Annotated in this window: 20 protein-coding genes, 1 tRNA gene and 1 other RNA gene; 17 read left to right on the forward strand and 5 right to left on the reverse strand. The window is 57.4% G+C overall.

Annotated features, from left to right (window positions below; genetic code table 11):
- The first annotated feature begins 84 nt into the window (after positions 1 to 84).
- The 5 genes from rapZ (at position 85) to F560_RS0106435 (ending at position 4,188) form a co-directional block, all read left to right on the forward strand.
- Positions 85 to 975, forward strand: coding sequence for an RNase adapter RapZ (rapZ, locus tag F560_RS0106415; RefSeq protein WP_019004894.1), 891 nt, complete (start codon positions 85 to 87; stop codon positions 973 to 975).
- A 12-nt stretch (positions 976 to 987) separates the two neighbouring features.
- Entirely contained in the window at positions 988 to 1,977 is a 990-nt protein-coding gene (locus tag F560_RS0106420) for a gluconeogenesis factor YvcK family protein (RefSeq protein WP_019004895.1), read from the forward strand.
- A gap of 5 nt (positions 1,978 to 1,982) precedes the next feature.
- Positions 1,983 to 2,918: a DNA-binding protein WhiA gene (gene whiA, locus F560_RS0106425; protein ID WP_019004896.1), complete on the forward strand. Its 936-nt coding sequence runs from the start codon at positions 1,983 to 1,985 to the stop codon at positions 2,916 to 2,918.
- A gap of 100 nt (positions 2,919 to 3,018) precedes the next feature.
- A complete protein-coding gene (locus tag F560_RS0106430; RefSeq protein ID WP_019004897.1) occupies positions 3,019 to 3,288 on the forward strand; it encodes an HPr family phosphocarrier protein in 270 nt (89 codons plus the stop codon).
- 132 nt (positions 3,289 to 3,420) lie between these two features.
- Positions 3,421 to 4,188 (forward strand): SIMPL domain-containing protein, encoded by a 768-nt coding sequence (locus F560_RS0106435; RefSeq protein ID WP_019004898.1) that lies wholly within the window; start codon positions 3,421 to 3,423, stop codon positions 4,186 to 4,188.
- Positions 4,189 to 4,602: 414 nt separating this feature from the next.
- On the opposite strand, the gene sda is transcribed toward F560_RS0106435, so the two are convergent.
- The 3 genes from sda to F560_RS0106450 form a co-directional block, all read right to left on the reverse strand.
- Entirely contained in the window at positions 4,603 to 4,869 is a 267-nt protein-coding gene (gene sda / locus F560_RS22680; RefSeq protein WP_019004899.1) for a sporulation histidine kinase inhibitor Sda, read from the reverse strand.
- Positions 4,870 to 5,078: 209 nt separating this feature from the next.
- A complete protein-coding gene (gene clpP, locus F560_RS0106445; RefSeq protein ID WP_019004900.1) occupies positions 5,079 to 5,660 on the reverse strand; it encodes an ATP-dependent Clp endopeptidase proteolytic subunit ClpP in 582 nt (193 codons plus the stop codon).
- A 155-nt stretch (positions 5,661 to 5,815) separates the two neighbouring features.
- Positions 5,816 to 5,890, reverse strand: a tRNA-Arg gene (locus F560_RS0106450).
- A 258-nt stretch (positions 5,891 to 6,148) separates the two neighbouring features.
- On the opposite strand from F560_RS0106450, the gene F560_RS0106455 reads away from it, so the two are divergent.
- From F560_RS0106455 to F560_RS0106485, 7 genes are all read left to right on the forward strand, one after another.
- Positions 6,149 to 7,171 (forward strand): sugar-binding transcriptional regulator, encoded by a 1,023-nt coding sequence (locus F560_RS0106455; protein ID WP_026298132.1) that lies wholly within the window; start codon positions 6,149 to 6,151, stop codon positions 7,169 to 7,171.
- 103 nt (positions 7,172 to 7,274) lie between these two features.
- Entirely contained in the window at positions 7,275 to 8,282 is a 1,008-nt protein-coding gene (gene gap / locus F560_RS0106460; protein WP_019004902.1) for a type I glyceraldehyde-3-phosphate dehydrogenase, read from the forward strand.
- Between the two features lie 240 nt (positions 8,283 to 8,522).
- On the forward strand, positions 8,523 to 9,704 hold the full coding sequence (locus F560_RS0106465) for a phosphoglycerate kinase (RefSeq protein ID WP_019004903.1): 1,182 nt from the start codon (positions 8,523 to 8,525) through the stop codon (positions 9,702 to 9,704).
- A 10-nt stretch (positions 9,705 to 9,714) separates the two neighbouring features.
- Complete coding sequence (gene tpiA / locus F560_RS0106470) at positions 9,715 to 10,470, forward strand: triose-phosphate isomerase (RefSeq protein WP_019004904.1); 756 nt, start codon at positions 9,715 to 9,717, stop codon at positions 10,468 to 10,470.
- Position 10,471: 1 nt separating this feature from the next.
- Positions 10,472 to 12,013, forward strand: coding sequence for a 2,3-bisphosphoglycerate-independent phosphoglycerate mutase (gene gpmI / locus F560_RS0106475; protein WP_019004905.1), 1,542 nt, complete (start codon positions 10,472 to 10,474; stop codon positions 12,011 to 12,013).
- Between the two features lie 69 nt (positions 12,014 to 12,082).
- Positions 12,083 to 13,375 carry a phosphopyruvate hydratase gene (gene eno, locus F560_RS0106480; protein ID WP_019004906.1) on the forward strand — a complete coding sequence of 431 codons (1,293 nt, stop codon included), beginning with the start codon at positions 12,083 to 12,085 and terminating at the stop codon, positions 13,373 to 13,375.
- A gap of 224 nt (positions 13,376 to 13,599) precedes the next feature.
- On the forward strand, positions 13,600 to 14,367 hold the full coding sequence (locus tag F560_RS0106485) for a sugar phosphate isomerase/epimerase family protein (RefSeq protein ID WP_019004907.1): 768 nt from the start codon (positions 13,600 to 13,602) through the stop codon (positions 14,365 to 14,367).
- Positions 14,368 to 14,631: 264 nt separating this feature from the next.
- On the opposite strand, the gene F560_RS22685 is transcribed toward F560_RS0106485, so the two are convergent.
- Entirely contained in the window at positions 14,632 to 15,264 is a 633-nt protein-coding gene (locus F560_RS22685; protein WP_019004908.1) for a TVP38/TMEM64 family protein, read from the reverse strand.
- A gap of 249 nt (positions 15,265 to 15,513) precedes the next feature.
- Between F560_RS22685 and secG the strand changes: the two genes are divergently transcribed.
- The 5 genes from secG (at position 15,514) to ssrA (ending at position 21,144) form a co-directional block, all read left to right on the forward strand.
- On the forward strand, positions 15,514 to 15,759 hold the full coding sequence (secG, locus tag F560_RS0106495) for a preprotein translocase subunit SecG (RefSeq protein ID WP_019004909.1): 246 nt from the start codon (positions 15,514 to 15,516) through the stop codon (positions 15,757 to 15,759).
- A 190-nt stretch (positions 15,760 to 15,949) separates the two neighbouring features.
- A complete protein-coding gene (gene rnr, locus F560_RS22690) occupies positions 15,950 to 18,571 on the forward strand; it encodes a ribonuclease R (RefSeq protein ID WP_425393269.1) in 2,622 nt (873 codons plus the stop codon).
- 234 nt (positions 18,572 to 18,805) lie between these two features.
- Positions 18,806 to 19,729: an aspartate carbamoyltransferase gene (gene pyrB / locus F560_RS0106505; RefSeq protein WP_019004910.1), complete on the forward strand. Its 924-nt coding sequence runs from the start codon at positions 18,806 to 18,808 to the stop codon at positions 19,727 to 19,729.
- A gap of 361 nt (positions 19,730 to 20,090) precedes the next feature.
- Positions 20,091 to 20,567, forward strand: coding sequence for an SsrA-binding protein SmpB (smpB, locus tag F560_RS0106510; RefSeq protein WP_019004911.1), 477 nt, complete (start codon positions 20,091 to 20,093; stop codon positions 20,565 to 20,567).
- A 209-nt stretch (positions 20,568 to 20,776) separates the two neighbouring features.
- Positions 20,777 to 21,144, forward strand: a transfer-messenger RNA (tmRNA) gene (ssrA, locus tag F560_RS24940).
- Between the two features lie 294 nt (positions 21,145 to 21,438).
- Here ssrA and F560_RS0106515 read toward each other — a convergent pair.
- Entirely contained in the window at positions 21,439 to 22,089 is a 651-nt protein-coding gene (locus tag F560_RS0106515; protein WP_019004912.1) for a DUF2777 family protein, read from the reverse strand.
- Positions 22,090 to 22,142: the final 53 nt, after the last annotated feature.

Below are 22,142 nucleotides of genomic sequence, written 5' to 3' on the forward strand. Positions count from 1 at the left end.
TGACTGTCGGCGTTCCTGCGTCGGCAGGCTGGCGCCTTTATTATACGATTCGGCGCGAATCCTTTCTGACGAAGGAGACTGGATATGGATACGCTAAGAGCCAACCCAACGCTGGTCATTATTACGGGAATGTCGGGCGCGGGCAAAACGATTGCCGTGCAAAGCATGGAGGATTTGGGGTTCTTTTGCGTAGACAACCTGCCTCCGGTGCTGATTCCGAAATTTGCGGAACTGATCGACCAGTCGCAGGGCCGCATTGCGAAAGTGGCGCTTGTGATCGATTTGCGGGGACGGGAGTTTTTTACCGCCTTGTCCGAATCGCTTAATTATATTCGCGAACATTATACGATTAACAGCGAGATTCTGTTTCTGGACGCGACGGATTCGGTGCTGGTCCAGCGCTACAAAGAAAGCCGGCGCAGGCATCCGCTCGCTCCGGAAGGCATGCTGCTCGAAGGCATCCAGTTGGAGCGGAAGCTGCTTGAGGACCTGAAGGGAAGAGCTTCCCAGGTCATCGACACCAGCAATTTGAAGCCGGCGCAGCTGAAAGAGCGGATTATCGCCCGCTTTACGAACCTCGACCGGAACGCGATTGCGGTGAACATCACCTCGTTCGGCTTCAAGTACGGCGTGCCGATTGACGCCGATTTGATTTTCGACGTCCGCTTTTTGCCGAATCCTCATTACGTCGAACACCTCCGGCCCCGAACCGGACAGGATCCCGAAGTTTACGAGTACGTGATGAAATGGCCCGAGACGCAAAGCTTTCTTTCCAAGCTTTTGGATTTGTTGCAATTTTTGCTTCCGTTATATCATAAAGAAGGGAAGAGTCAGGTGGTAATCGGCATCGGCTGCACGGGCGGCAAGCACCGGTCGGTGGCGCTGGCCGAGTACCTGGGGCGCACGCTCGGGACGAGCGAAACGGAAACGGTGCGCGTCAGCCATCGCGACGCAGATCGCGATCGACACGGATGAGGCGGTGAAGGGATGAACATAACGGCCAAGGGGGCCGGGCGCAAACCGCGAATCGTCGTCATTGGAGGCGGGACGGGACTGTCGGTGATGCTTCGCGGACTGAAGCATAAGAGGCTCGACATTACCGCCATTGTGACGGTGGCCGACGACGGAGGCAGTTCGGGCATTCTCCGGGAAGAGTTGCGGATGCCGCCTCCGGGCGACATTCGCAACGTGCTGACGGCGCTTGCCGATGCGGAGCCGCTGCTTGCGGATATGCTTTCCTACCGGTTCCATAATGGAACAGGACTAGCCGGACATAGTTTGGGCAATCTGATACTGGCGGCGATAACGGATATATCGGGCGACTTCGTAACCGGCATTCGGGAGTTGAGCCGGGTGCTCGCGGTGCGGGGCCGGGTGCTTCCCGCTGCGAATCAGGCCATTGTGCTGAAGGCGGAAATGACGGACGGCACCTGCGTCAGCGGGGAATCTGCCATCCCGAAAGCCGGAAGGCAGATCCGGCGGGTCTTTATCGAGCCGGCGCAAGTCGAGGCGCTGCCGGAGGCGGTCGAGGCGATCCGGGAAGCGGACGCCATTCTGGTCGGGCCGGGCAGTCTTTATACAAGCATTATGCCCAATCTGCTGGTGCCGAAGCTGGCGGAAGCGATCGTAGCGTCCGATGCGATCAAAATTTTCGTGTGCAATGTCATGACGCAGCCTGGAGAAACGGACAATTATTCGGTCAGCGATCATTTGAACGCGATTCATGCGCACGTCGGCCATCATTTGTTCGATTATGTCATCGTTAACGACGGAGAAATTCCTCCCCAGGTTCACAGCATGTACGCCGAGCAAGGCGCCAAAGCGGTCCATCTGGACTTGGACGAGGTTACCCGTCAGGGATACAAGGTTATTGCTGACAGGCTCGTTCTGTTCCGCACTTATTTGCGGCACGATGCAGCCAAGCTAAGCGAACATATTTACCAGTTGGTGGAGAACTGGATGCTGAGAAAGGAGTGAGCGTCGTGTCTTTCGCGGCTCAAACGAAAAAAGAATTGACGATGGTGGAGGCGGAACCGTGCTGTGAGATTGCGGAGCTGTCCGCACTGATTCGGATGAACGGGACGGTTCAACTCACCAACAAGCGGATCGTTCTGGACATCTCCACCGAGAATGCCGCGATTGCGCGTCGGATCTACACCTTAATGAAGCGCCATTTTGCCGTGCCGACAGAGCTGCTCGTGCGCAAGAAAATGCGGCTGAAAAAAAACAACGTCTATATCGTGCGGGTACCGGCCGGCGTGGAGCAACTGCTGAAGCAGCTGATGATCACGAGCGAAGGCTTTCAATTTCATCCCAAAATCAACAAAGAGCTGATCCGCAAGCCTTGCTGCAAACGCGCCTATTTGCGCGGAGCTTTTCTGGCCGGAGGCTCGGTCAACAATCCGGAAGGTTCGTCCTATCACCTGGAAATCGCCTCGATGTATGAGGAGCACTGCCGGTCGCTTGCGGAGCTGGCGAACAAGTTTCACTTGAACGCCCGGTTCATTGAGCGCAAAAAGGGCTTCATCCTCTACATCAAAGAAGGCGAAAAAATCATCGAATTTCTGAATATAATCGGCGCTCATCAGGCGCTGTTCAAATTTGAGGACGTTCGCATCATGCGCGACATGCGGAATTCCGTCAACCGGATCGTCAACTGCGAGACGGCGAACCTGAACAAGACGATCGGGGCCGCGATTCGGCAAATCGACAACATCAAGCTTCTGCAGAAGGAAGTGGGCCTGGAAAATTTGCCCGAACGGCTTCGGGAGGTTGCCGAAATTCGCCTTAAGCATCCCGATTTGAATTTGAAGGAAGTCGGCGATATGCTTAAAGGGCAAGTCAGCAAGTCCGGCGTCAATCACCGGCTGCGCAAAATCGACGAGTGGGCCGAAAAAATCCGGAACGGCGGAGCATAAGCGTCTGGCGCAACCGTTCGAATCAATGCTATAATAAGTGACAGACTAGGTACGGTAGGTCCCGCGATCGGGACGAAATCAGACAGGGGGTATCCGTTCCATGACGAGACAGCCGGTGGTTGTTCGGCTTAAGACGGGGCTTCACGCCAGACCGGCGGCTTTATTTGTACAAGAAGCCAATAAATTTTCCTCTGACGTCTTCGTGGAGAAAGACGACAAGAAAGTGAATGCCAAAAGCATCATGGGGATTATGAGTCTGGCGATCAGCTCGGGCACGGAAGTATACATCAGTGCCGAGGGTTCGGACGCAGAGCAAGCTGTAACCTCTTTAGTTCAGCTGGTCAGCAAGGAAGAACTTGAAAACCAATAAAAACGACCTTTTGCGACAAGCTCCCGGAAGGGAGCTTGTTGCGTTTTGGTGTTTGGCATGGTCTGCGCATGTTTGCAACCTTTTCCGCCTATGCTGCGTTAGGGAGGATAAACAGGGAAAGGGGCTTGAACGATGAAAAACAAAGGCATGATCATCGCAGCTGCTCTGCTGGTGACGGCAATCGGCTGGTTCGGTTTCGGACGCGGGGAGGCGGGATCGGCGAAAGCGGAGTCGCCTGCGGCGCAGTCGGCCGGATATGCGCCCAATACGGTTACGGTTGAAGCCCAAGGCTCGGTTAAGGTGGAACCGGATGTGGCTTACGTGAACGTTGCGGTGGAGACGCGGGGGCAGACTGCGAAGGAAGCACAGCAGGCGAATGCGGACAAGTTCGCGGCCGTAGAGAAAACGTTGTACGAAACGTATGCGATCGACAAAAAGGATGTGCAGACGACAAACTTCAACGTCTATCCGGAATACAATTACACGGAGAAAGACGGTCAGGTTCTGAAAGGATATGTGGCGCTTCACCAGGTGCAAATCACGTACCGCAAGCTGTCCGAGATCGGCAAGCTGTTGGATGCGCTTGCGGCATCCGGCGCGAACCGGATGGACGGCGTGACGTTCGGCACGGAGAAGCGGGAGCAGTACGAACTGGAGGCGCTGAAAAAAGCGATGGCAAACGCTAGCGCCAAGGCGAGCGTGCTGGCGTCCTCGGGCAACCGCCAGCTCGGCGGCGTCATCCATATCGTGCAGGGCGACGCAGCGCCCATCCCGGTCGCGCAAGCCTCCACGATGAAGGAGGCCAAGATGATGGCGAGCGATTCCGCCGCTTCATCTTCCGTCCAGTCCGGTCAGATCGAGATTACGGCAAACGTAACGGTCCAATACGAATTAAAGTAACGCTCGGCAGGGGCTGGCCCGTAAGTAGTGAAATCTACGGAGGGTCGGCTCTTTTTTATGTTGTAAAAAGCTTTTGGTTGTACAATTCGCGGTGGGAAGGAAAGTTGATCCCGTCTTTGGGCTGGTCTGTCCGCATTCTTTTTTCGGTGGGAGCACCCCCCGTCCGCTTGGCCGGTCTGGTGGGCAGGAAGCCCGATGTAGTTGCCGCAGAAGCAATTAAAACGGGGGCGTGCGCGGAAATGGGCTGTGCAGTTGCCGTTAAAGCAACTGCAGTCCCGATTGGACGGTCCGGCGCTTAGGCGTAGCGGCCACGCAAAAGCCCCCGGTAATAAAGCCGGGGGCTTTTGCGCGTGCGGACTGTGGAAATTAAACCGTTTCTAATCTATCTTGTCTTGCATGTCCGAATCATGTTATTCAGGCTTTCAGCCTGTGCTCCAGGCGGCGGAGCTCGATAGCATCTTCCAGCAACTCGATGAATTCGGCCGACAAGTTCATCTTCTTGGCTTCACGGTACACTTCCAACAGGTGCTCGTCATTCAAAGGGCGAAGCAGCGACGCTTTATCGCTTAAGCTCCGCGCGGCGATGGTGTCAGGAATGTCCGCACTGCGGCTGGCGGTTGCTGAATCTTTTGCGGTTGAGGTTCGCGGTACCAGTCGAACGATGTGCGACGTGCGACTCATGGGGATCCCCCCTTTGCAAGATTCCTAGGCTTTAGCTAGATATGGTTGTTTATGGAATGTTTCTCTAGCTTAGAATAACACGTTATGAAAAATTCGCAGAGGGGGGATTCACAGATTTGAATTCCTGTTGACAAAATAGAAAGATTATGATAATAAAGCCTCCCCTCGTTTGGACGAAACGGGGGAGGCGGGCAAGCGGGGCGCAGCCGTCAGAATTTCTCGATGACTTTGTCAACGAGGCCGTATTCTCTGGCGGTTTCCGCGTCCATGAAGTTATCGCGGTCGGTGTCCTTTTCGATTTTTTCGAGCGGTTGGCCGGTCCGTTCGGCCAGAATGCGGTTCAGTTTGTCCCGCATTTTCAGAATGCGGCGGGCTCTGATCTCGATATCGCTGGCCTGGCCTTCGGCGCCGCCGAGCGGCTGGTGGATCATCACTTCGCTGTTGGGCAGCGCGAAGCGTTTGCCTTTCGCGCCCGCCGCGAGCAGGAAAGCGCCCATCGAAGCGGCCAAGCCCACGCAAATCGTGGAGACGTCCGGCTTGATGAATTGCATCGTGTCGTAAATCGCCATCCCCGCCGTAATGGATCCGCCGGGACTGTTAATGTAAAGGCTGATGTCCTTCTCCGGATCGTCGGCAGCGAGGAACAGCATCTGCGCAATGACCGAGTTGGCAACAGCGTCGTTTATCGGCGAACCGAGAAAGATGATTCGATCCTTAAGCAAACGGGAATAAATGTCGTAGGCCCGTTCTCCCCGGTTGGTTTGTTCGATGACCATAGGAATGAAACTCATGCGATTCATCCTCCTTCGTTTGATTGTGAAGTGATTCCATCATAAACCATCCAAACGAAAAAGTCAAAAAAGGTCAAACAAAGGGCAGAAAAAAACCAGCTATCTTGATCAGCCGGCCGCTTAAACCCATGAAGGGCTGCTATTAGATTGAGCATTGGCGCGCCCGTAGGGAATCGAACCCCAATCTCAGGCTCCGGAGGCCTGCGTCATATCCTTTGGACCACGGGCGCATACTTGAAAGGATAAACCGTGCGCTGCAAGTTTGACAGCAAGAGTTATTATAGGCCAAACGCCAACAAAAAGCAAGAGCCCCCGTAAAAAGAAATTCAGTCCCGATTCGCAGGGCCGGTTGCTCTTGCAAGCGGCGTGAAGTTGGATTAAAATAATGGTGGGACTTAAAATGCAGTAGCGGGACGATTAGCGTCCAGCTTCGACGCCCGCATTCGTGCCGACTCCATCCGGCATCAGGGGAGGCCGGTAACATGCACATGCAGAACATCCTTCATATTCAAAAAAAGCTTGTGCCGGATTTGGTGCAGGTCATGCAAAAGCGTTACAAAATCCTGCACCAAATTCTCGTGTCCGGAACCGTGGGCAGAAGAACGCTGGCGGCAAACCTCGATCTTACGGAACGCACCCTTCGCTCCGAGCTCGACATCTTGCGCGAGCAGGGTCTGCTTGAGACCGGAACGACCGGAATGACGCTTACCGAATCCGGCAGGCGGCTGCTCGAGGAGCTGGAACCGTTCGTCAAGGAAGTGTTCGGGCTTTCGGAGCTCGAAGAAGCGGTCCGGCTGAAGTTCGGGCTGCGCAAGGTCGTGGTCGTGCCGGGGGATTCCGACGTTTCGGAAGATGCGAAGCGGGAGATCGGCCGGGCCGGAAGCCGGGTGCTCAGCCAGTCGCTCTCGCCCGGCGATATCGTCGCCGTCATGGGCGGCACGACGATGGCGCGAATGGCCGCCCAGATCAAAGTGCAGGCTCCGCTGACGGACAACTGGTTCGTGCCTGCCAGGGGAGGCCTCGGGGAGAGCGTCGAATACCAAGCGAACACGATCGCCTCGGAGCTGGCCAAGCGCACCGGAGCGCGCTACCGGATGCTGCACGTTCCCGACCATCTGAGCGAGGAAGCGTATCAGACGATCATGCAGGAGCCGAACGTCCGGGAAGTGGTGGACATGATCCGAAGGGCCCGCATCGTCGTACACGGCATCGGCGACGCGATCACGATGGCCCGGCGGCGGAAGCTCGACGCGGATACCGTTCGGGAGCTTCTGAAAGACGGGGCGCTCGCAGAGGCGTTCGGGTACTACTTTGACAAGAACGGAGCCGTCATCCATCGGATGGCGACTGCGGGGCTCAGGCTGGAAGACATCGAAGCCGCCGAAACGGTCATCGGACTTGCGGGCGGACGAAGCAAGGGCGAGGCGATCGCCGCGGTGCTGCGGTTCGGGCATGACGACATTCTCGTCACCGACGAAGCGGCGGCGGAGGAAGCCTTGAAGCACGGCTGACCGAGCCGGCAGCCGGGCAATGCGATGGTGGTCTGGGCGCAATGTTTCAGAGCGCCTGATATAGATCAAATTTGAACAACAGAATGTTAAGGAGGAACCATTCATGAGTGTTAAAATCGGTATTAACGGTTTCGGTCGCATCGGACGCAACGTATTCCGCGCATCGCTGAACAACCCGAATGTCGAAGTTGTGGCGATCAACGACCTGACGAGCGTAGACACGCTGGCGCACCTGTTGAAATACGATACGACGCACGGCAAGCTGAACGCGACGGTCGAAGTCGCCGACGGCGCGCTGATCGTCAACGGCAAAACGATCAAAGTATTCGCGGAACGCGATCCGGGCGCTCTGCCTTGGGCTTCCGTAGGCGCTGAAATCGTCGTCGAATCGACGGGTATCTTCACCGCCAAGGAAAAAGCCGAACTGCACCTGAAAGGCGGCGCGAAGAAAGTCATCATCTCCGCTCCGGCTACGAACGAAGACATCACGATCGTTATGGGCGTCAACCACGAAAAGTACGACCCGGCCGTTCACCACGTCATCTCCAACGCTTCCTGCACGACCAACTGTCTGGCTCCGTTCGCCAAAGTTTTGAACGACAAGTTCGGTATCGTCAAAGGCATGATGACGACGGTTCACTCCTACACGAACGACCAGCAAGTGCTGGACCTGCCGCATAAAGACCTGCGCCGCGCCCGCGCTGCCGCAGAGAACATCATTCCGTCCACGACGGGTGCTGCCAAGGCGGTTGCCCTCGTGCTGCCGGAACTGAAAGGCAAGCTGAACGGCATGGCGATGCGCGTTCCGACGCCGAACGTATCCGTTACCGACCTGGTTGCCGAGCTGAAAGTCAACGTAACGGTCGAAGAAGTCAACGCCGCGCTGAAAGAAGCTGCGGAAGGCCCGCTCAAAGGCATTCTGAACTATTCCGAAGAGCCGCTCGTTTCGAGCGACTACAACGGCGATCCGGCTTCCTCCACGATCGATGCGCTGTCCACGATGGTCGTGGAAGGCAACCTGGTTAAAGTCGTCTCCTGGTACGACAACGAATGGGGCTACTCCAACCGCGTCGTCGATCTGGCCGCTTACATCGCAAGCAAAGGCCTGTAATTCGTCCCAAAAGCCATATAGCCGCAACGGAAGAGGAGGCGCACGCTCCTCTTCCTCCGCGATTCGGGAAGTAGATGATGTCCTTTATCTTTCTCCGAATCGGCTCCGCTAAAACGGGTGCGCCCCGGGAAACGGACGGCGCAGCCGTTTTACTTGGATATACGGGGTTTGCTCTTTGACGTGCCGGTCCGTAAGGCCGCTTTCGTTTGAGAGCCGACTAACTCTGAAGGAGAGCTGACCATGAACAAAAAAAGCGTACGCGACGTAGACGTTCAAGGCAAAAAAGTATTTGTGCGGGTTGACTTCAACGTGCCGCTCGAGAACGGGAGCATTACGGACGACACCCGCATCCGCGAGACGCTGCCGACGATCCGGTATCTGATCGAACGCGGCGCCAAAATCATTCTCGCAAGCCATCTCGGCCGTCCGAAAGGCGCGGTTGTGGAAGAGCTTCGGCTTACGCCGGTCGCCGCGCGTCTGTCCGAGCTGCTGGGCAAGCCGGTAGCCAAAGCGGACGAAGCGATTGGCGACGCCGTCAAGGCGAAGGTTGCCGCGCTCAATGACGGCGACGTCCTGCTGCTGGAGAACGTACGCTTCTATCCCGGCGAAGAGAAGAACGATCCCGAGCTGGCCAAAGCCTTTGCCGAACTGGCCGACCTTTACGTCAACGACGCCTTCGGAGCCGCGCACCGCGCGCACGCGTCGACGGAAGGCATCGCGCATCACCTGCCTGCGGTCGCCGGCTTGCTGATGGAGAAGGAATTGGACGTGCTCGGCCGCGCGCTGAACAACCCGGAGCGCCCGTTCACGGCGATCGTCGGCGGCTCCAAAGTCAAGGACAAGATCGACGTCATCAACAAAATGATCGAAATTGCGGACAACATCATCATCGGCGGCGGTCTTTCCTACACGTTCTTCAAGGCAAAAGGCTACGAGATCGGAAAATCGCTGTGCGACGATTCCAAGCTCGACTTGACGCTCGAATTCATCGAGAAAGCGAAGAAGCTCGGCAAAAACTTCTATCTCCCGGTAGACGTCGTGGTAACGGACGAATTCAGCGCTTCGGCCAATACGAAAGTCGTCCCTGTTGACGCCATCCCGGCGGACTGGGAAGGCATCGACATCGGACCGAAAACCCGCGAAATTTACGCGGACGTCATCAAAAACTCCAAGCTCGTCGTCTGGAACGGACCGATGGGCGTGTTCGAAATCGAGCCGTTCTCTCACGGCACCCGCGCGGTAGCGCAAGCCTGCGCCGATACGTCCGCCTACACGGTGATCGGCGGTGGGGATTCGGCGGCGGCTGCCGAGAAGTTCCACCTGGCGAACAAGATGGACCATATTTCCACCGGCGGCGGCGCGTCGCTCGAATTCATGGAGGGCAAAGCCCTGCCGGGCGTTGTGGCGCTAAACGACAAGTGAGGTTGAAAATATGAGCAGAACTCCGATTATTGCGGGTAACTGGAAAATGTTCAAGACGGCAGGAGAGGCCGTTGCCTTCGCGAACGAAGTGAAAGGCAAGGCGGAGATCGACGGCGTCGAGAGCGTCATCTGCGCTCCGTTCACCGCGCTGCCCGCGCTCGCGGACGCGCTGAAAGGCACGACGATCAAAATCGGCGCGCAAAACCTGCACTTCGAGGACAGCGGCGCTTTTACCGGCGAGATCAGCGGCGTCATGCTGAAAGACCTCGGCGTTCACTATGTCATCGTCGGCCACTCCGAACGCCGCCAATATTTCGCGGAAACCGACGAGATCGTCAACAAAAAGGTGTTCGCGGCTTTCAAGCACGGCTTGACTCCGATTATCTGCGTGGGCGAAAAACTCGAAGAACGCGAAGCGGGCAAAACGAAGGACGTATGCAAGGTTCAAACCGAAGGCGCGCTTAAAGGGCTGACCGCCGAGCAAGCCGCACAGGCCGTTATTGCGTACGAGCCGATCTGGGCGATCGGCACGGGCAAATCTTCGACGGCCGAGGACGCGAACGAAGTGATCGGCTATATTCGCAGCGTCGTCGCCGGCCTGTTCGGCGAGGAGGCGGCCGCCAAGATCCGGATTCAATACGGCGGCAGCGTCAAGCCGAACAACGTGGCCGAGTACCTCGGCCAATCCGAAATCGACGGCGCGCTCGTCGGCGGAGCCAGCCTGGAGCCGGCTTCGTACATTGCGCTCGTCGAGGGGGCGAAGTAAGATGAGCCAAGCTCCGAAACCGGTTGCGCTGATCATTCTCGACGGCTTCGGCCTGCGGGACGAAGTGGAGGGCAATGCGGTCGCGCAAGCGAAAAAGCCGAACTTCGACAAGTATTGGGCACAATATCCGCATACGCAGCTTACCGCGCAAGGGGAAGCCGTCGGGCTTCCGGAAGGCCAGATGGGCAATTCCGAAGTCGGCCATCTGAACATCGGCGCGGGCCGGATCGTCTATCAGGATTTGACCCGAATCACGAAGTCGATCCGCGAAGGGGATTTCTTCACCAACGAAACGCTGCTGGGGGCGGTCCGCCACGCCAAAGAGAACGGCAAAAAGCTGCATTTCTACGGGCTGCTCTCCGACGGCGGCGTGCACAGCCATATTGCGCATCTGTTCGCGCTGCTGGACCTTGCCAAGAAGGAACAGATCGAGGACGTTTACATTCACGCGTTTCTGGACGGACGCGACGTGGCGCCCGACAGCGCGGTCCGCTACTTGCAGCAGCTGCAGGAGAAGATCGCCGAGGTCGGCGTCGGCAAAATCGCCACAATCCAGGGCCGCTACTATGCGATGGACCGCGACAAGCGCTGGGAGCGGGTCGAAAAGTCGTACCGCGCGATGGTGTACGGCGAAGGACCGACCGCAACCGACCCGGTGCAGGCCGTGAAGGAATCGTACGAGAAATCGGTTCTGGACGAGTTCGTGCTGCCGACGGTCATCGTCGGCGAGGACGGCAAGCCGGTCGGCCTGGTGGAATCGGGCGATTCGGTCATCTTCTTCAACTTCCGTCCGGACCGGGCGATCCAGTTGTCACAAGTGTTCACGAACGAAGACTTCCGCGGCTTCGACCGCGGTCCGAAGCAGCCGAAGGACCTGTATTTCGTCTGCATGACGCTGTTCTCGGAGACCATCGGAGGCTATGTCGCCTATAAGCCGAAGGAGCTTGACAACACGTTCGGCGAAGTGCTCGTTCAGCACGGCAAGACGCAGCTTCGCATCGCCGAGACCGAGAAGTATCCGCACGTCACGTTCTTCTTCAGCGGCGGACGCGACATTCAGCTTCCCGGCGAGACGCGGATTCTGATCAACTCGCCGAAGGTGGCGACCTATGACCTGAAGCCGGAGATGAGCGCCTACGAGGTTGCGGACGCGGCGGTGAAGGAAATCGAAGCCGGCAAGCACGACGCCATCATCCTGAACTTCGCCAACCCGGACATGGTCGGCCACTCCGGCATGCTGGAGCCGACGATCAAAGCGGTGGAAGCGACGGACGAATGCCTCGGCCGCGTCGTCGACGCGGTGCTGGCGAAGGGCGGCGTCGCGGTGATCATCGCCGACCACGGCAACGCCGACATGGTCATCGACGAGAACGGCCGTCCGCACACGGCGCATACGACGAACCCGGTGCCTTGCATCGTCACCAAGCCCGGCCTGACGCTGCGCGACGGAGGCATCCTGGCGGATGTCGCGCCGACGCTGCTGGCGCTGATGGGTCTTCCGCAGCCGGCGGAAATGACGGGCCAATCGCTGATCAAGGCTTAAGCCGCGTCCGCCGCGCCCTTTCGGGGCGGCGGGGCGGCTGCAAAATACAACAAACAGGAGTGTTAACCGATGACGATCATTACTGATGTGTACGCTCGTGAAGTATTGGACTCCCGCGGCAATCCGACCGTCGAAGTCGAAGTCACTCTGGAATCCGGCGCGCGCGGCACGGCTATCGTTCCGTCCGGCGCTTCCACCGGCGCTTACGAAGCCGTTGAGCTGCGCGACGGCGACAAGAGCCGTTACCTGGGCAAAGGCGTTCTGAAAGCGGTGGAGAACGTCAACACGGTGATCGCGCCGGAAATCATCGGCTTCGACGCGCTGGATCAAGTCGCCGTCGACCGCAAAATGATCGAGCTGGACGGCACGCCGAACAAAGGGAAGCTGGGCGCAAACGCGATTCTGGCCGTCTCGATCGCCGTCGCCCGCGCTGCGGCCGACGCGCTGGGCGTTTCGCTGTCCGCATACCTGGGCGGCTTCAACGCCAAAGTGCTGCCGGTTCCGATGATGAACATCGTCAACGGCGGCGCGCACGCGGACAACAACGTCGACGTGCAAGAATTCATGATTTTGCCGGTCGGCGCTCCGTCCTTCAAGGAAGCGCTGCGCACGGGCGCGGAAATTTTCCACTCCCTGAAAGCCGTTTTGAAATCCAAAGGCCTGAGCACGGCCGTAGGCGACGAAGGCGGTTTTGCGCCGAACTTCGGCTCCAACGAAGAAGCGCTGGCTACGATTATCGAAGCCATCGAAAAAGCCGGCTACAAACCGGGCGTTGACGTCTTCCTCGGCATGGACGTCGCTTCCACCGAATTCTACAAAGACGGCAAATACCATCTGGAAGGCGAAGGCAAATCCTTCACCTCCGAAGAATTCGTCGATCTGCTCGCAAGCTGGGTAGAGAAATATCCGCTGATCACGATCGAAGACGGCTGCTCCGAGGACGACTGGGAAGGCTGGAAGCTGCTGACCGAAAGACTGGGCGGCAAAGTTCAGCTTGTCGGCGACGACCTGTTCGTCACGAACACGACGCGTCTGGCCCAAGGCATCGAGAAGGGCATCGGCAACTCCATTCTCGTCAAAGTCAACCAAATCGGCACCCTGACCGAAACGTTCGACGCGATCGAAATGGCGAAACGCGCGGGCTACACCGCCGTTATCTCCCACCGCTCCGGCGAATCCGAGGACAGCACGATTGCCGACATCGCGGTTGCAACCAACGCCGGCCAAATCAAAACCGGCGCTCCGTCCCGTACGGACCGCGTTGCGAAGTACAACCAGCTGCTCCGCATCGAAGACCGTCTGGGCGCTACGGCGCAATACGCCGGCAAGTCCGCGTTCTACAACCTGCGCAGCTTCAAGTAATTCTCGGGCCGCGCTTCATCCATACATTCCCTTCGAAAGACGGATCCGACTGCCGTTGCGCTCGGGTCTGTCTTTTTCTTTTCCCGGCGGGCCATGGGGACCAAATGCCATAAGAAGATAGCCAAAACAGCGATTCGAACAAGAAGGCGTTTTCCTTATAATGGGGGATATAGACATGCGTTTGCCGAGGCAAGCGCAAATCGAGTTCTCAGGAGGCCATTCCGATGAGCAAGCCACAATTGGGCATTCAGCTTTATTCCGTTCGCGATCGCAGCGAACGCGATTTTCTCGGCACGATCCGCGAGGTGGCGGAAATCGGTTACCGCAACGTGGAGCTGGCGGGGACGTTCGGGTTCTCCGCGCGCGAAGTGCGCCGGGCGCTCGACGATGCCGGACTGAACGCACCCTCCGCGCATATCGGCCTGCCGTTCAAAGAACCGGACAAAGTGGGCGAGCATCTGAAGCAGCAAATCGAATACGCGCTGGAACTCGGCTTGAAACGGTTTATCGTCCCGTCCTTCCCGCTTGCGGAGGAACCGACGGAGGACGATGTGGCGAAGTTTGCGGCGGCGATTCAGGAGGCGGCCGAAACGGTGACCAAAGCCGGTCTGCAATTCGGGTACCATAACCATGCTTTTGAATTCAAGACGGTCGGCGGCAAGCCCGTGATCGATCATCTGCTGGAACGGGTTGCGCCCGAGCTGCTGTTCGCCGAATTCGACCTTGGCTGGGTGAAGGTAGGCGGCCAGGATCCGGCGGCATACGTCCGCAAATATGCGGGAAGGGTGCCCGTCGTCCATGCGAAGGACTTCAAGGAGGACGGCGTCGACACCGAGATCGGACGCGGCACGGTCGACTGGGATTCGGCCCTGGCGGCTTGCGAAGAGGCGGGCGTCGAGTATGTCATTATCGAACAGGAACGGTACGACGTCAGCTCGCTGGAAAGCGCCAAGCTGAACTTCGCGTGGTTCAAAAACCGCGGTTACGTTTGAGAGGACGCTGAAAGAGGCGACAAAACCGGGGGCAGCCGAGATCTGCCGGGAAAGTGAAATCGGGATCAACCGGGGAACAACTGCTGCCCCTGTTTCAGCATCCGGGGAAACCGGGATCAAACCGCAGAGCCGCGGGAAAACGGAATCGCTAAAACCATCCGCCTCGTTCCCTGCAAAGGGAACCGGGCGTTTTTTGTTGCGGCACGAAGACATGCGGCAACCGAGTCATTGGACGCGGCCGCCGCGGCGAAAGCTTCAGGCCATTCATTCCTTTTCCGGTTCGGGCGGCAGCGGCTTTTCCTGCGCATTGCGCGCAAATCCGGCTTCGATTTTTTTGCTGATCCACAGCGAGGCCGCGACAAGCAGCGCGATATACAGAAGCTGGACCGGATGCCTCACGAATCGGGACACGTCGTATCCGATGAGCGAGACGGCCATGACCATGACCGCTTTGCCGAAGGCGATGGCGATCAGAAAAGACCGGATCGGCATGCGGGCCAAACCCGCCGCGATGTTGACGACGACAAACGGCCCGACGGGTAAAAGGCTGAGCAGAAACACGTAGCTGAACGCATTGCGCCTGACCCACAGGACGCCTCTTTGCACCTTGGGCCTGCGGGCCCAGCGGTCCAGGAGCGGGTGCCCGGCCATTTTTCTCACAATCCAAAATGTGGTCATGCAGCCGGCGACTATACCGATCCAGGAGTAGAGGAAGCCGAGCCACAAGCCGTATACCGCGGCGTTGACGCCCACGATCAGCAGGGTGGGAAGCGGCGGCACGAACGACTTGGCGAAGGTGAGCAGAATCCCGGGCAGCGGCCCGAGCGAACGGTATCGTTCCAGCCAGGCGCGGAGGTCTTCTTCGGTCAAGTTTTGCAAGGCATCGGCAATATCCATCCGCACACGTTCCTTTGGGATTGATGGTTATTTTTCGCAAACATCTTCATAAAGAGTGTACACCATGCGCGGCGGGTTGCAAAAGACGCTTCGATCCGGGCGAACGCTTTCCGGCGCCGGACGCTGGAGAGGCAACCTCGCTTGCGGTGCGGTCCATCCTGTGGGCGCTGCATCCTGCGGGTTGTCACCCGGGCTCCGCTGTGCTAAAATGAAAATACTGTTGTCTGCTACGTACTGGAGGTGGAAGCAATGGGTGCATTAGAAATCGCTCTGAAAATTTTGCTGGTTATTTTCTCGCTTGGCTTGATCGCCGTCGTCCTTCTGCAGCGCGGGAAGAGCGCAGGGCTGTCGGGCGCCATCTCCGGGGGTGCGGAACATTTGTTCGGCAAACAGAAAGCACGGGGACTGGATCTGTTCCTGCAGCGTTTGACGGTGGGTCTTGCGGCCGGATTTTTCATTCTGTCGCTGATCGTCGCTTACGTCGTAACGGTTTAACGATGAACGGAATAAGAACGGGGAGCGGTTGCTTCTCGTTTTTTTTATATGATCGCGAATATACCATGTCTCAATGACGGCCGGAAGAAGAATTTCGCCGACTATTTCATTTTTGGGCCCCTAATGCTTCGGTCTTTCTGATTGCCGGGAATCGAAAGCGTAAATACTATAACAAGACGAGGTGATGCGGGTGCCATTGTGTACGGAGCAGGAACTGCTCAGCTTTATGCGGGAGAGCGCATATAAACCGTTGACGTACCAGGAGCTGGAGAAACATTTTGAGATTACGGACGCCGCGGAGTTTAAAGCGTTTTTGCGGATGCTGAACGAATTGGAACAACAGGGGAAAATCATGCGGACCCGAACGGAGCGCTACGGCGTGCCGGAACGGATGAATCTGGTGCGGGGCCGGCTGCAGGCGCATGCCAAAGGGTTTGCTTTTGTGCTGCCCGACGAGCCGGGCCATCCGGACTTGTATATTCACGCCAACGACTTGAAGGGCGCCATGAACGGCGACATCGTGCTGGCGCGGATCACGTCGAAGAGCAATGCCGGCTCCCGGTTGGAAGGGGAAGTCGTGCGCATCGTAAGGCGCGCGGTGACGCAGGTCGTCGGCGTCTTCGAAAACCACGAGAGCTACGGCTTCGTGCTGCCGGACGACAAGCGGATCAACAAGGATATTTTTGTGCGGCCCGAAGGGTTTCACGGCGCGGTGACGGGGCAAAAGGTCGTCGTCAATATTATCCACTACCCGGAAGGACGCTCCGCCGCCGAGGGCGAAGTGATCGAAATTCTCGGGCATAAGGACGATCCGGGCGTCGACATCCTGAGCATTATCCGCAAGCACGGGCTGCCGGAGGCTTTTCCGGCGGAAGTGATGGCGGAGGCGGAAGCGGTTCCGGATTCGATCCGGGAGGAAGAGATCGTCCAGCAGGGACGCCGGGACTTGCGGGACCGCACCATCGTCACCATCGACGGCGAAGACGCCAAAGACCTCGACGACGCGGTCAATGTGGAGCGGCTGCCGAACGGCAACCTGCTGCTGGGCGTGCATATCGCCGATGTCGGCTATTATGTCCGCGAAAACTCGCGGCTCGACGAGGAAGCGTACAACCGCGGCTGCAGCGTCTATCTGGTCGACCGGGTGATCCCGATGCTGCCGCACCGGCTGTCGAACGGCATTTGTTCGCTGCATCCGAAGGTGGACCGGCTGACGCTGACGTGCGAGATGGAATTCGAGCCCAAGACGCTCCGCCTGGTCCGGCACGATATTTATCCGAGCGTTATTCGTTCGACGGAACGGATGACGTATACCAACGTCCGCAAAATTCTTGTGGACCAGGACCCCGAATTGTTGGAGCGCTACGCCCCCCTGGTCGACATGTTCCGGTTGATGGAGGAGCTGGCGATGGGGCTGCGGGCGAAGCGGATGCGGCGCGGGGCGATCGATTTCGATTTTCAGGAGTCGAAGGTCATCGTGGACGATCAGGGCAAGCCGGTCGATATCGTCAAAAGGGAACGGTCGGTCGCGGAGCAGATTATCGAAGAGTTCATGCTGGCGGCCAACGAGACGGTCGCGGAACATTTTCACTGGCTGAAGGTGCCGTTTTTGTACCGGGTTCACGAGGAACCGGACAGCGAGAAGCTGATGACGTTCGTGCAGTTCGCGAGCAACTTCGGCTATACGGTGCGCGGCAAGGGCAATTCCGTTCATCCGCGGGCGCTGCAATCGCTGCTTGAGGAGATCCGCGGCACGAAGGAAGAGACGGTAATCAGCACGATGATGCTGCGCTCGATGAAGCAGGCGAAGTACGACGCGCAAAGCCTCGGGCACTTCGGGCTGGCGGCGGAGTTTTATACGCACTTTACGTCGCCGATCAGGCGGTATCCGGACCTTGTCATTCACCGCATTATCCGCGAGGTGATCGAAAACGGCGGCATGCTGCCGGAGGAGCGGTTCGACGCGCTGGCGCTGCGGATGCCGGACATCGCCCAGCAGTCGTCGGAGCGGGAGCGCATTGCGGTGGACGCGGAGCGCGACACGGAAAAGCTGAAAAAAGCCGAGTTCATGCTGGACAAAATCGGCGAGGAGTTCGACGGCATCATCAGCGGCGTGACCGGCTTCGGCATGTTCGTGGAGCTGGAAAACACGGTCGAGGGCCTGATTCGGCTGAGCGATCTGACAGACGATTATTATCATTTTGACGAGCGGCATATGATGCTGCTCGGCGAGCGCACGTCGAAGATGTACCGGATCGGCGACGAGGTGCGCATCCGCGTGGCGCGGGTGAACATGGACGACCATAACATCGACTTCGAATTGGTCGACATGAAGCCGCGCCGAGCGGGAGGCAGGGCCAGCTTCGGTGAAGCTGGCCCGATCGGGGGCGGCCGCCGGGCAGGGGCCGGCCGCAAGAAGCGCGGCCGCCGGGACGAGCGGGCGCTCGGTTTGGGCGCGGCCGCCGCTGGCGGCAAGCGCAGGGGCGCCGGCGCCGCGGCGGAACCGGCCGCGGCGGGGCGCAAGGGCAAGCGGCGCGGCAAGGGCCGGGCGGCGGAGCCGGTGGCGTTTGCGCCGGAGCCGGAGGTAAACCGCGATTCCGCCGACTATATCCCTCCGGCTTCGGAAACGAAAGTCACCCTGGACATGTGGGGACTGCCCGTTACCGGACGCAGCGAGCGCTCCTACACCGGCCGCAAGTCCGCAACCGGCGGAGCCGGAGGCCGCAAAGGCCGCAAGCGAGGGGCGACAGGCCTCGCCGCCGCCAAAGAAGCGGGCAAAGCCGGCGCCAAGCGCAAAAAACGCAAAAAGTAACGCTGTGCAGGAAGTCGCCGGCTTGTCCGGCTTCTTTTCTTGTCCGGTTCCTTTTGGACGAATCGGCTTTCTTTTCCCGCTGTAAAGTCTTCGCCAGTACACCGTACCCTGAAGGGACTGCCTTTCGCCCGGGATTGAGGAAGTTTCGTGGGTAGAGCCGATTTACTTTTGACGGTGTATCCTATAGGATAGAATTTGGTGTGATTGACGTGCTACGGGGGAAGGGGAAGGACGATGGAGCGGAAATTGTACCATGTCATGGGGGCCAAGCAGTTTAGCCGGCCGGAGCTGGAGGAACTGTTCGAGGCGGCTCAGGCGATGGAAGAGGTCGTGCGCGCGGGCGGAAGCCGCAAGTACGAAGGCCGGATTATGACGACGCTGTTCTTCGAAGCGAGCACACGGACGCGGCTCTCGTTCGAATCGGCGATGACCCGGCTCGGAGGAAGCGTAATCGGCACCGAAAACGCGGCGCAGTTTTCTTCCGCGATCAAGGGGGAAACGCTGGAGGACACGATCCGCATCGTCACCGGCTACAGCGACATCATCGTCATGCGCCATACGGAAATCGGAGCGGCCAAACGGGCTGCGGCGGTGGCGGGCGTACCGGTCATCAACGCGGGCGACGGAGCGGGCGAACATCCGACGCAGGCGCTTCTTGACGCCTACACGATCCAGAAGGAGTTCGGGCGCATCGACGGGCTGAGAATCGCGATGGTGGGCGACCTCGCATACGGGCGCACGGTGCACTCGCTCAGCTATATTTTGGCCAATTATTCCGATGTTTCGATCTACTACATCTCGCCGGACAACGTGCGGATTCCCGAGAGCGTGAAGCGGTACATGGACAGCAAAGGCATCCGCTACAAAGAGACCGCCGATCTGAACGCCGTGGCCGGGGAAATCGACGTGCTGTACCAGACGCGGATTCAGAAGGAGCGGTTCACTTCGCTGGAGGAGTACGAAAAAGCTTCCGGCAAATACATCGTCGATCTCGAATTGATGGACCGCTTGAACAAAAATGCGATCGTCATGCACCCGCTGCCCCGCGCCGGCGAAATTACCGAAGAGGTGGACCGCGATCCCCGCGCCGCGTACTTCCGCCAGGCCGTGAACGGGCTGTACATTCGCATGGCGCTGATCGACAAATGCTTGAGCTAAGGGGATAAAGCTTTTGGCCGGTTAAAAATCGGACAGGCCGGCGGCCGGAATTAACGGCGTTTACGTTTAGGGGCGTTAATCCTGTCGTGTGGCTCGCTGCTCTTATTCTGCCGCGCAAGACGGCCGGGAGCTGCGGCAGATCAGGTCCGGGTTTGCAGGGGCGAAATTGGCTATGATCGCCTCGTTCAGCCTTCGTTGCTAAGGGCAGTTGGGCGAGGCGTTTGAGATGCTGCGTTTTTGCTCCTTTTTCCCCCTTTTGATCCCCTTTGCGGGGCGGGCATTAGACATGATATAATATATATCCGGCCTTATCGGAGACCGGGACGGCAAATCATCGTTTCGTGAAGGAGATGAAGCGGAATTGGGCAAAAACAGTCAAACGGATAAGCCGTTGGCGCAAAACAAAAAAGCGTCCCACGACTACTTCATCGAGGACACGTACGAAGCGGGGATCGTGCTGACCGGTACCGAGATCAAGTCGCTCAGGCGCGGCCGCGCGAATCTGAACGATGCGTTCGCGACCATCCGCAACGGTGAGATATTCTTACACAATATGCACATCAGCCCGTACGAAGAAGGCAACCGCAGCAACCCTGCGGACCCGACGCGGGCGCGCAAGCTGCTGCTGCATAAGGTGCAGATTCATAAGCTGCTCGGCTTGTCCAAGCAGGAGGGCTTTACGCTTGTGCCGCTGAAGGTGTATATACGCAACGGCTACGCAAAAGTGCTGATTGGCTTGGGCAAAGGGAAAAAACTGTACGACAAGCGCGAAGCCGCCGCCAAGCGGGACGCGCAACGCGATATCCAGCGGGCGCTGCGCGAGCGCCAGAAGGTTTGAACAAGCGCGGGCTGCGCGCTGGTTCTGCAGGCAATGCGGCTCAGACCTGCCAGCAATCTCAGGCGGTATTTGCAGCCGAATCGTGTTATAATAGTAGTGTATCCGTTCAGCGATCTTCAATTCGCTTGTTAGCTTACTCCTCCTGCTCATATGGGGGAGCTGGTCTTATAGCGGCAAGAAGCTGGCAGCATCGAATTCTTTCCTTATTTGGGGGCGTTTTTGGATTCGACGGGGATAGATCGAGCACGGGTAGCGGGTAGTAGGGCTGCGGCTGCTTCAACAACGCGGAAGCCAAATTTAAACGGCAAACAACAACAACCTTCTCTGGCTCTGGCCGCCTAATAACGGCCTCCAGGCTCTTACCCACCATCGCCCATGTGGCGGGCTAAGGGCTCAACTCTAGTGGGCTACGCTGTCCAGTCTCCGCCTGGGGCTGGCTGAAGAAGACAATCAGGCTGACCCGAAGAGAATCCGGTGACAGGGAGTCTCTAGGGTGACATCAAAACTGTCACTACACCCGTAGAAGCCTGTGTGGCGTTATCTTCGGACAGGGGTTCGACTCCCCTCGCCTCCACCAATACCATCAGAAAAGAGACCGTGACAGGTCTCTTTTTTGTGTTTTCGTATTCGATGGAGATGGTAAATCCGCGTGATTACCGGGTTTCTGGTTCCTCTGACGCTGAATAAGAAAAATTTCTGATGGTGTACGGGGCGGTGCCGCATTGTATACCAGTTTAATGCCCCAAGAGACAATCGTAAAACGGCTTCCCTTCGGGTTAGTTTACTTATCATCTTCATCAATCTCAGACGGAGATCAGCCAACGTCTTGCCCGCTGTAGGTGGCAATGATGATAAGCTGACAGGAACATTTTTATTCAACTAAACCTTTCTTCCGCAAGTATTCCATGTACTCTTCCTCAAAATCATCATTTTTAATCGGTTTCTCGAAAGCCGGTTCAAATGTTTTTTCATATGTTTCTGTGAATTGCTGACCATCCATTGTCATGAATTCAAACCTATCAGAGATAAATCTGTAGCCACCGGGGATATGTTTGTCTTCTACTCTTTCATAATAATGATGAACCGAGCAATAAGTATGCACATTTTCAAAAAAGAGAAAGTGATTGCCCTTTATAAGAGACTCTAGAAACTCTCCTGACTCCCTGAACAGCATACAATCGAAAAGGGTTAGATGCTTGATCGAGTATAATTTCCCTGTTAGTATCCGAAAAGACTCGGGATGCAGTATTTGATCCAGCCGTGCTTTCATATAAGTGTCAATTGGCCTGTGATACCTTGCTTTACCTGCTGTGAAGAATTTAATATCAGAGTTCTCTCTGTTCACAAAACTTCTGCCGTCATACCGGTATGGAACCCATTCGCCGTCAATATAAAAATCAATGATATCCCCGTTTTTTATTTCTATCTCACCGATATCCCTGCCGCTGAAATAAATCTGCCCATTGAATTCAGAAAGTTTTCCTAATTCTTTACCGAAAGCATCATAGTAATCATAACTCATTATCAATGCCCTCCAACTATTACTGTGCTCCGTTTCCTTTATCAGCTATTAAC

Source organism: Cohnella laeviribosi DSM 21336 (assembly GCF_000378425.1).
Classification (GTDB): Bacteria; Bacillota; Bacilli; order Paenibacillales; family Paenibacillaceae; genus Cohnella; species Cohnella laeviribosi.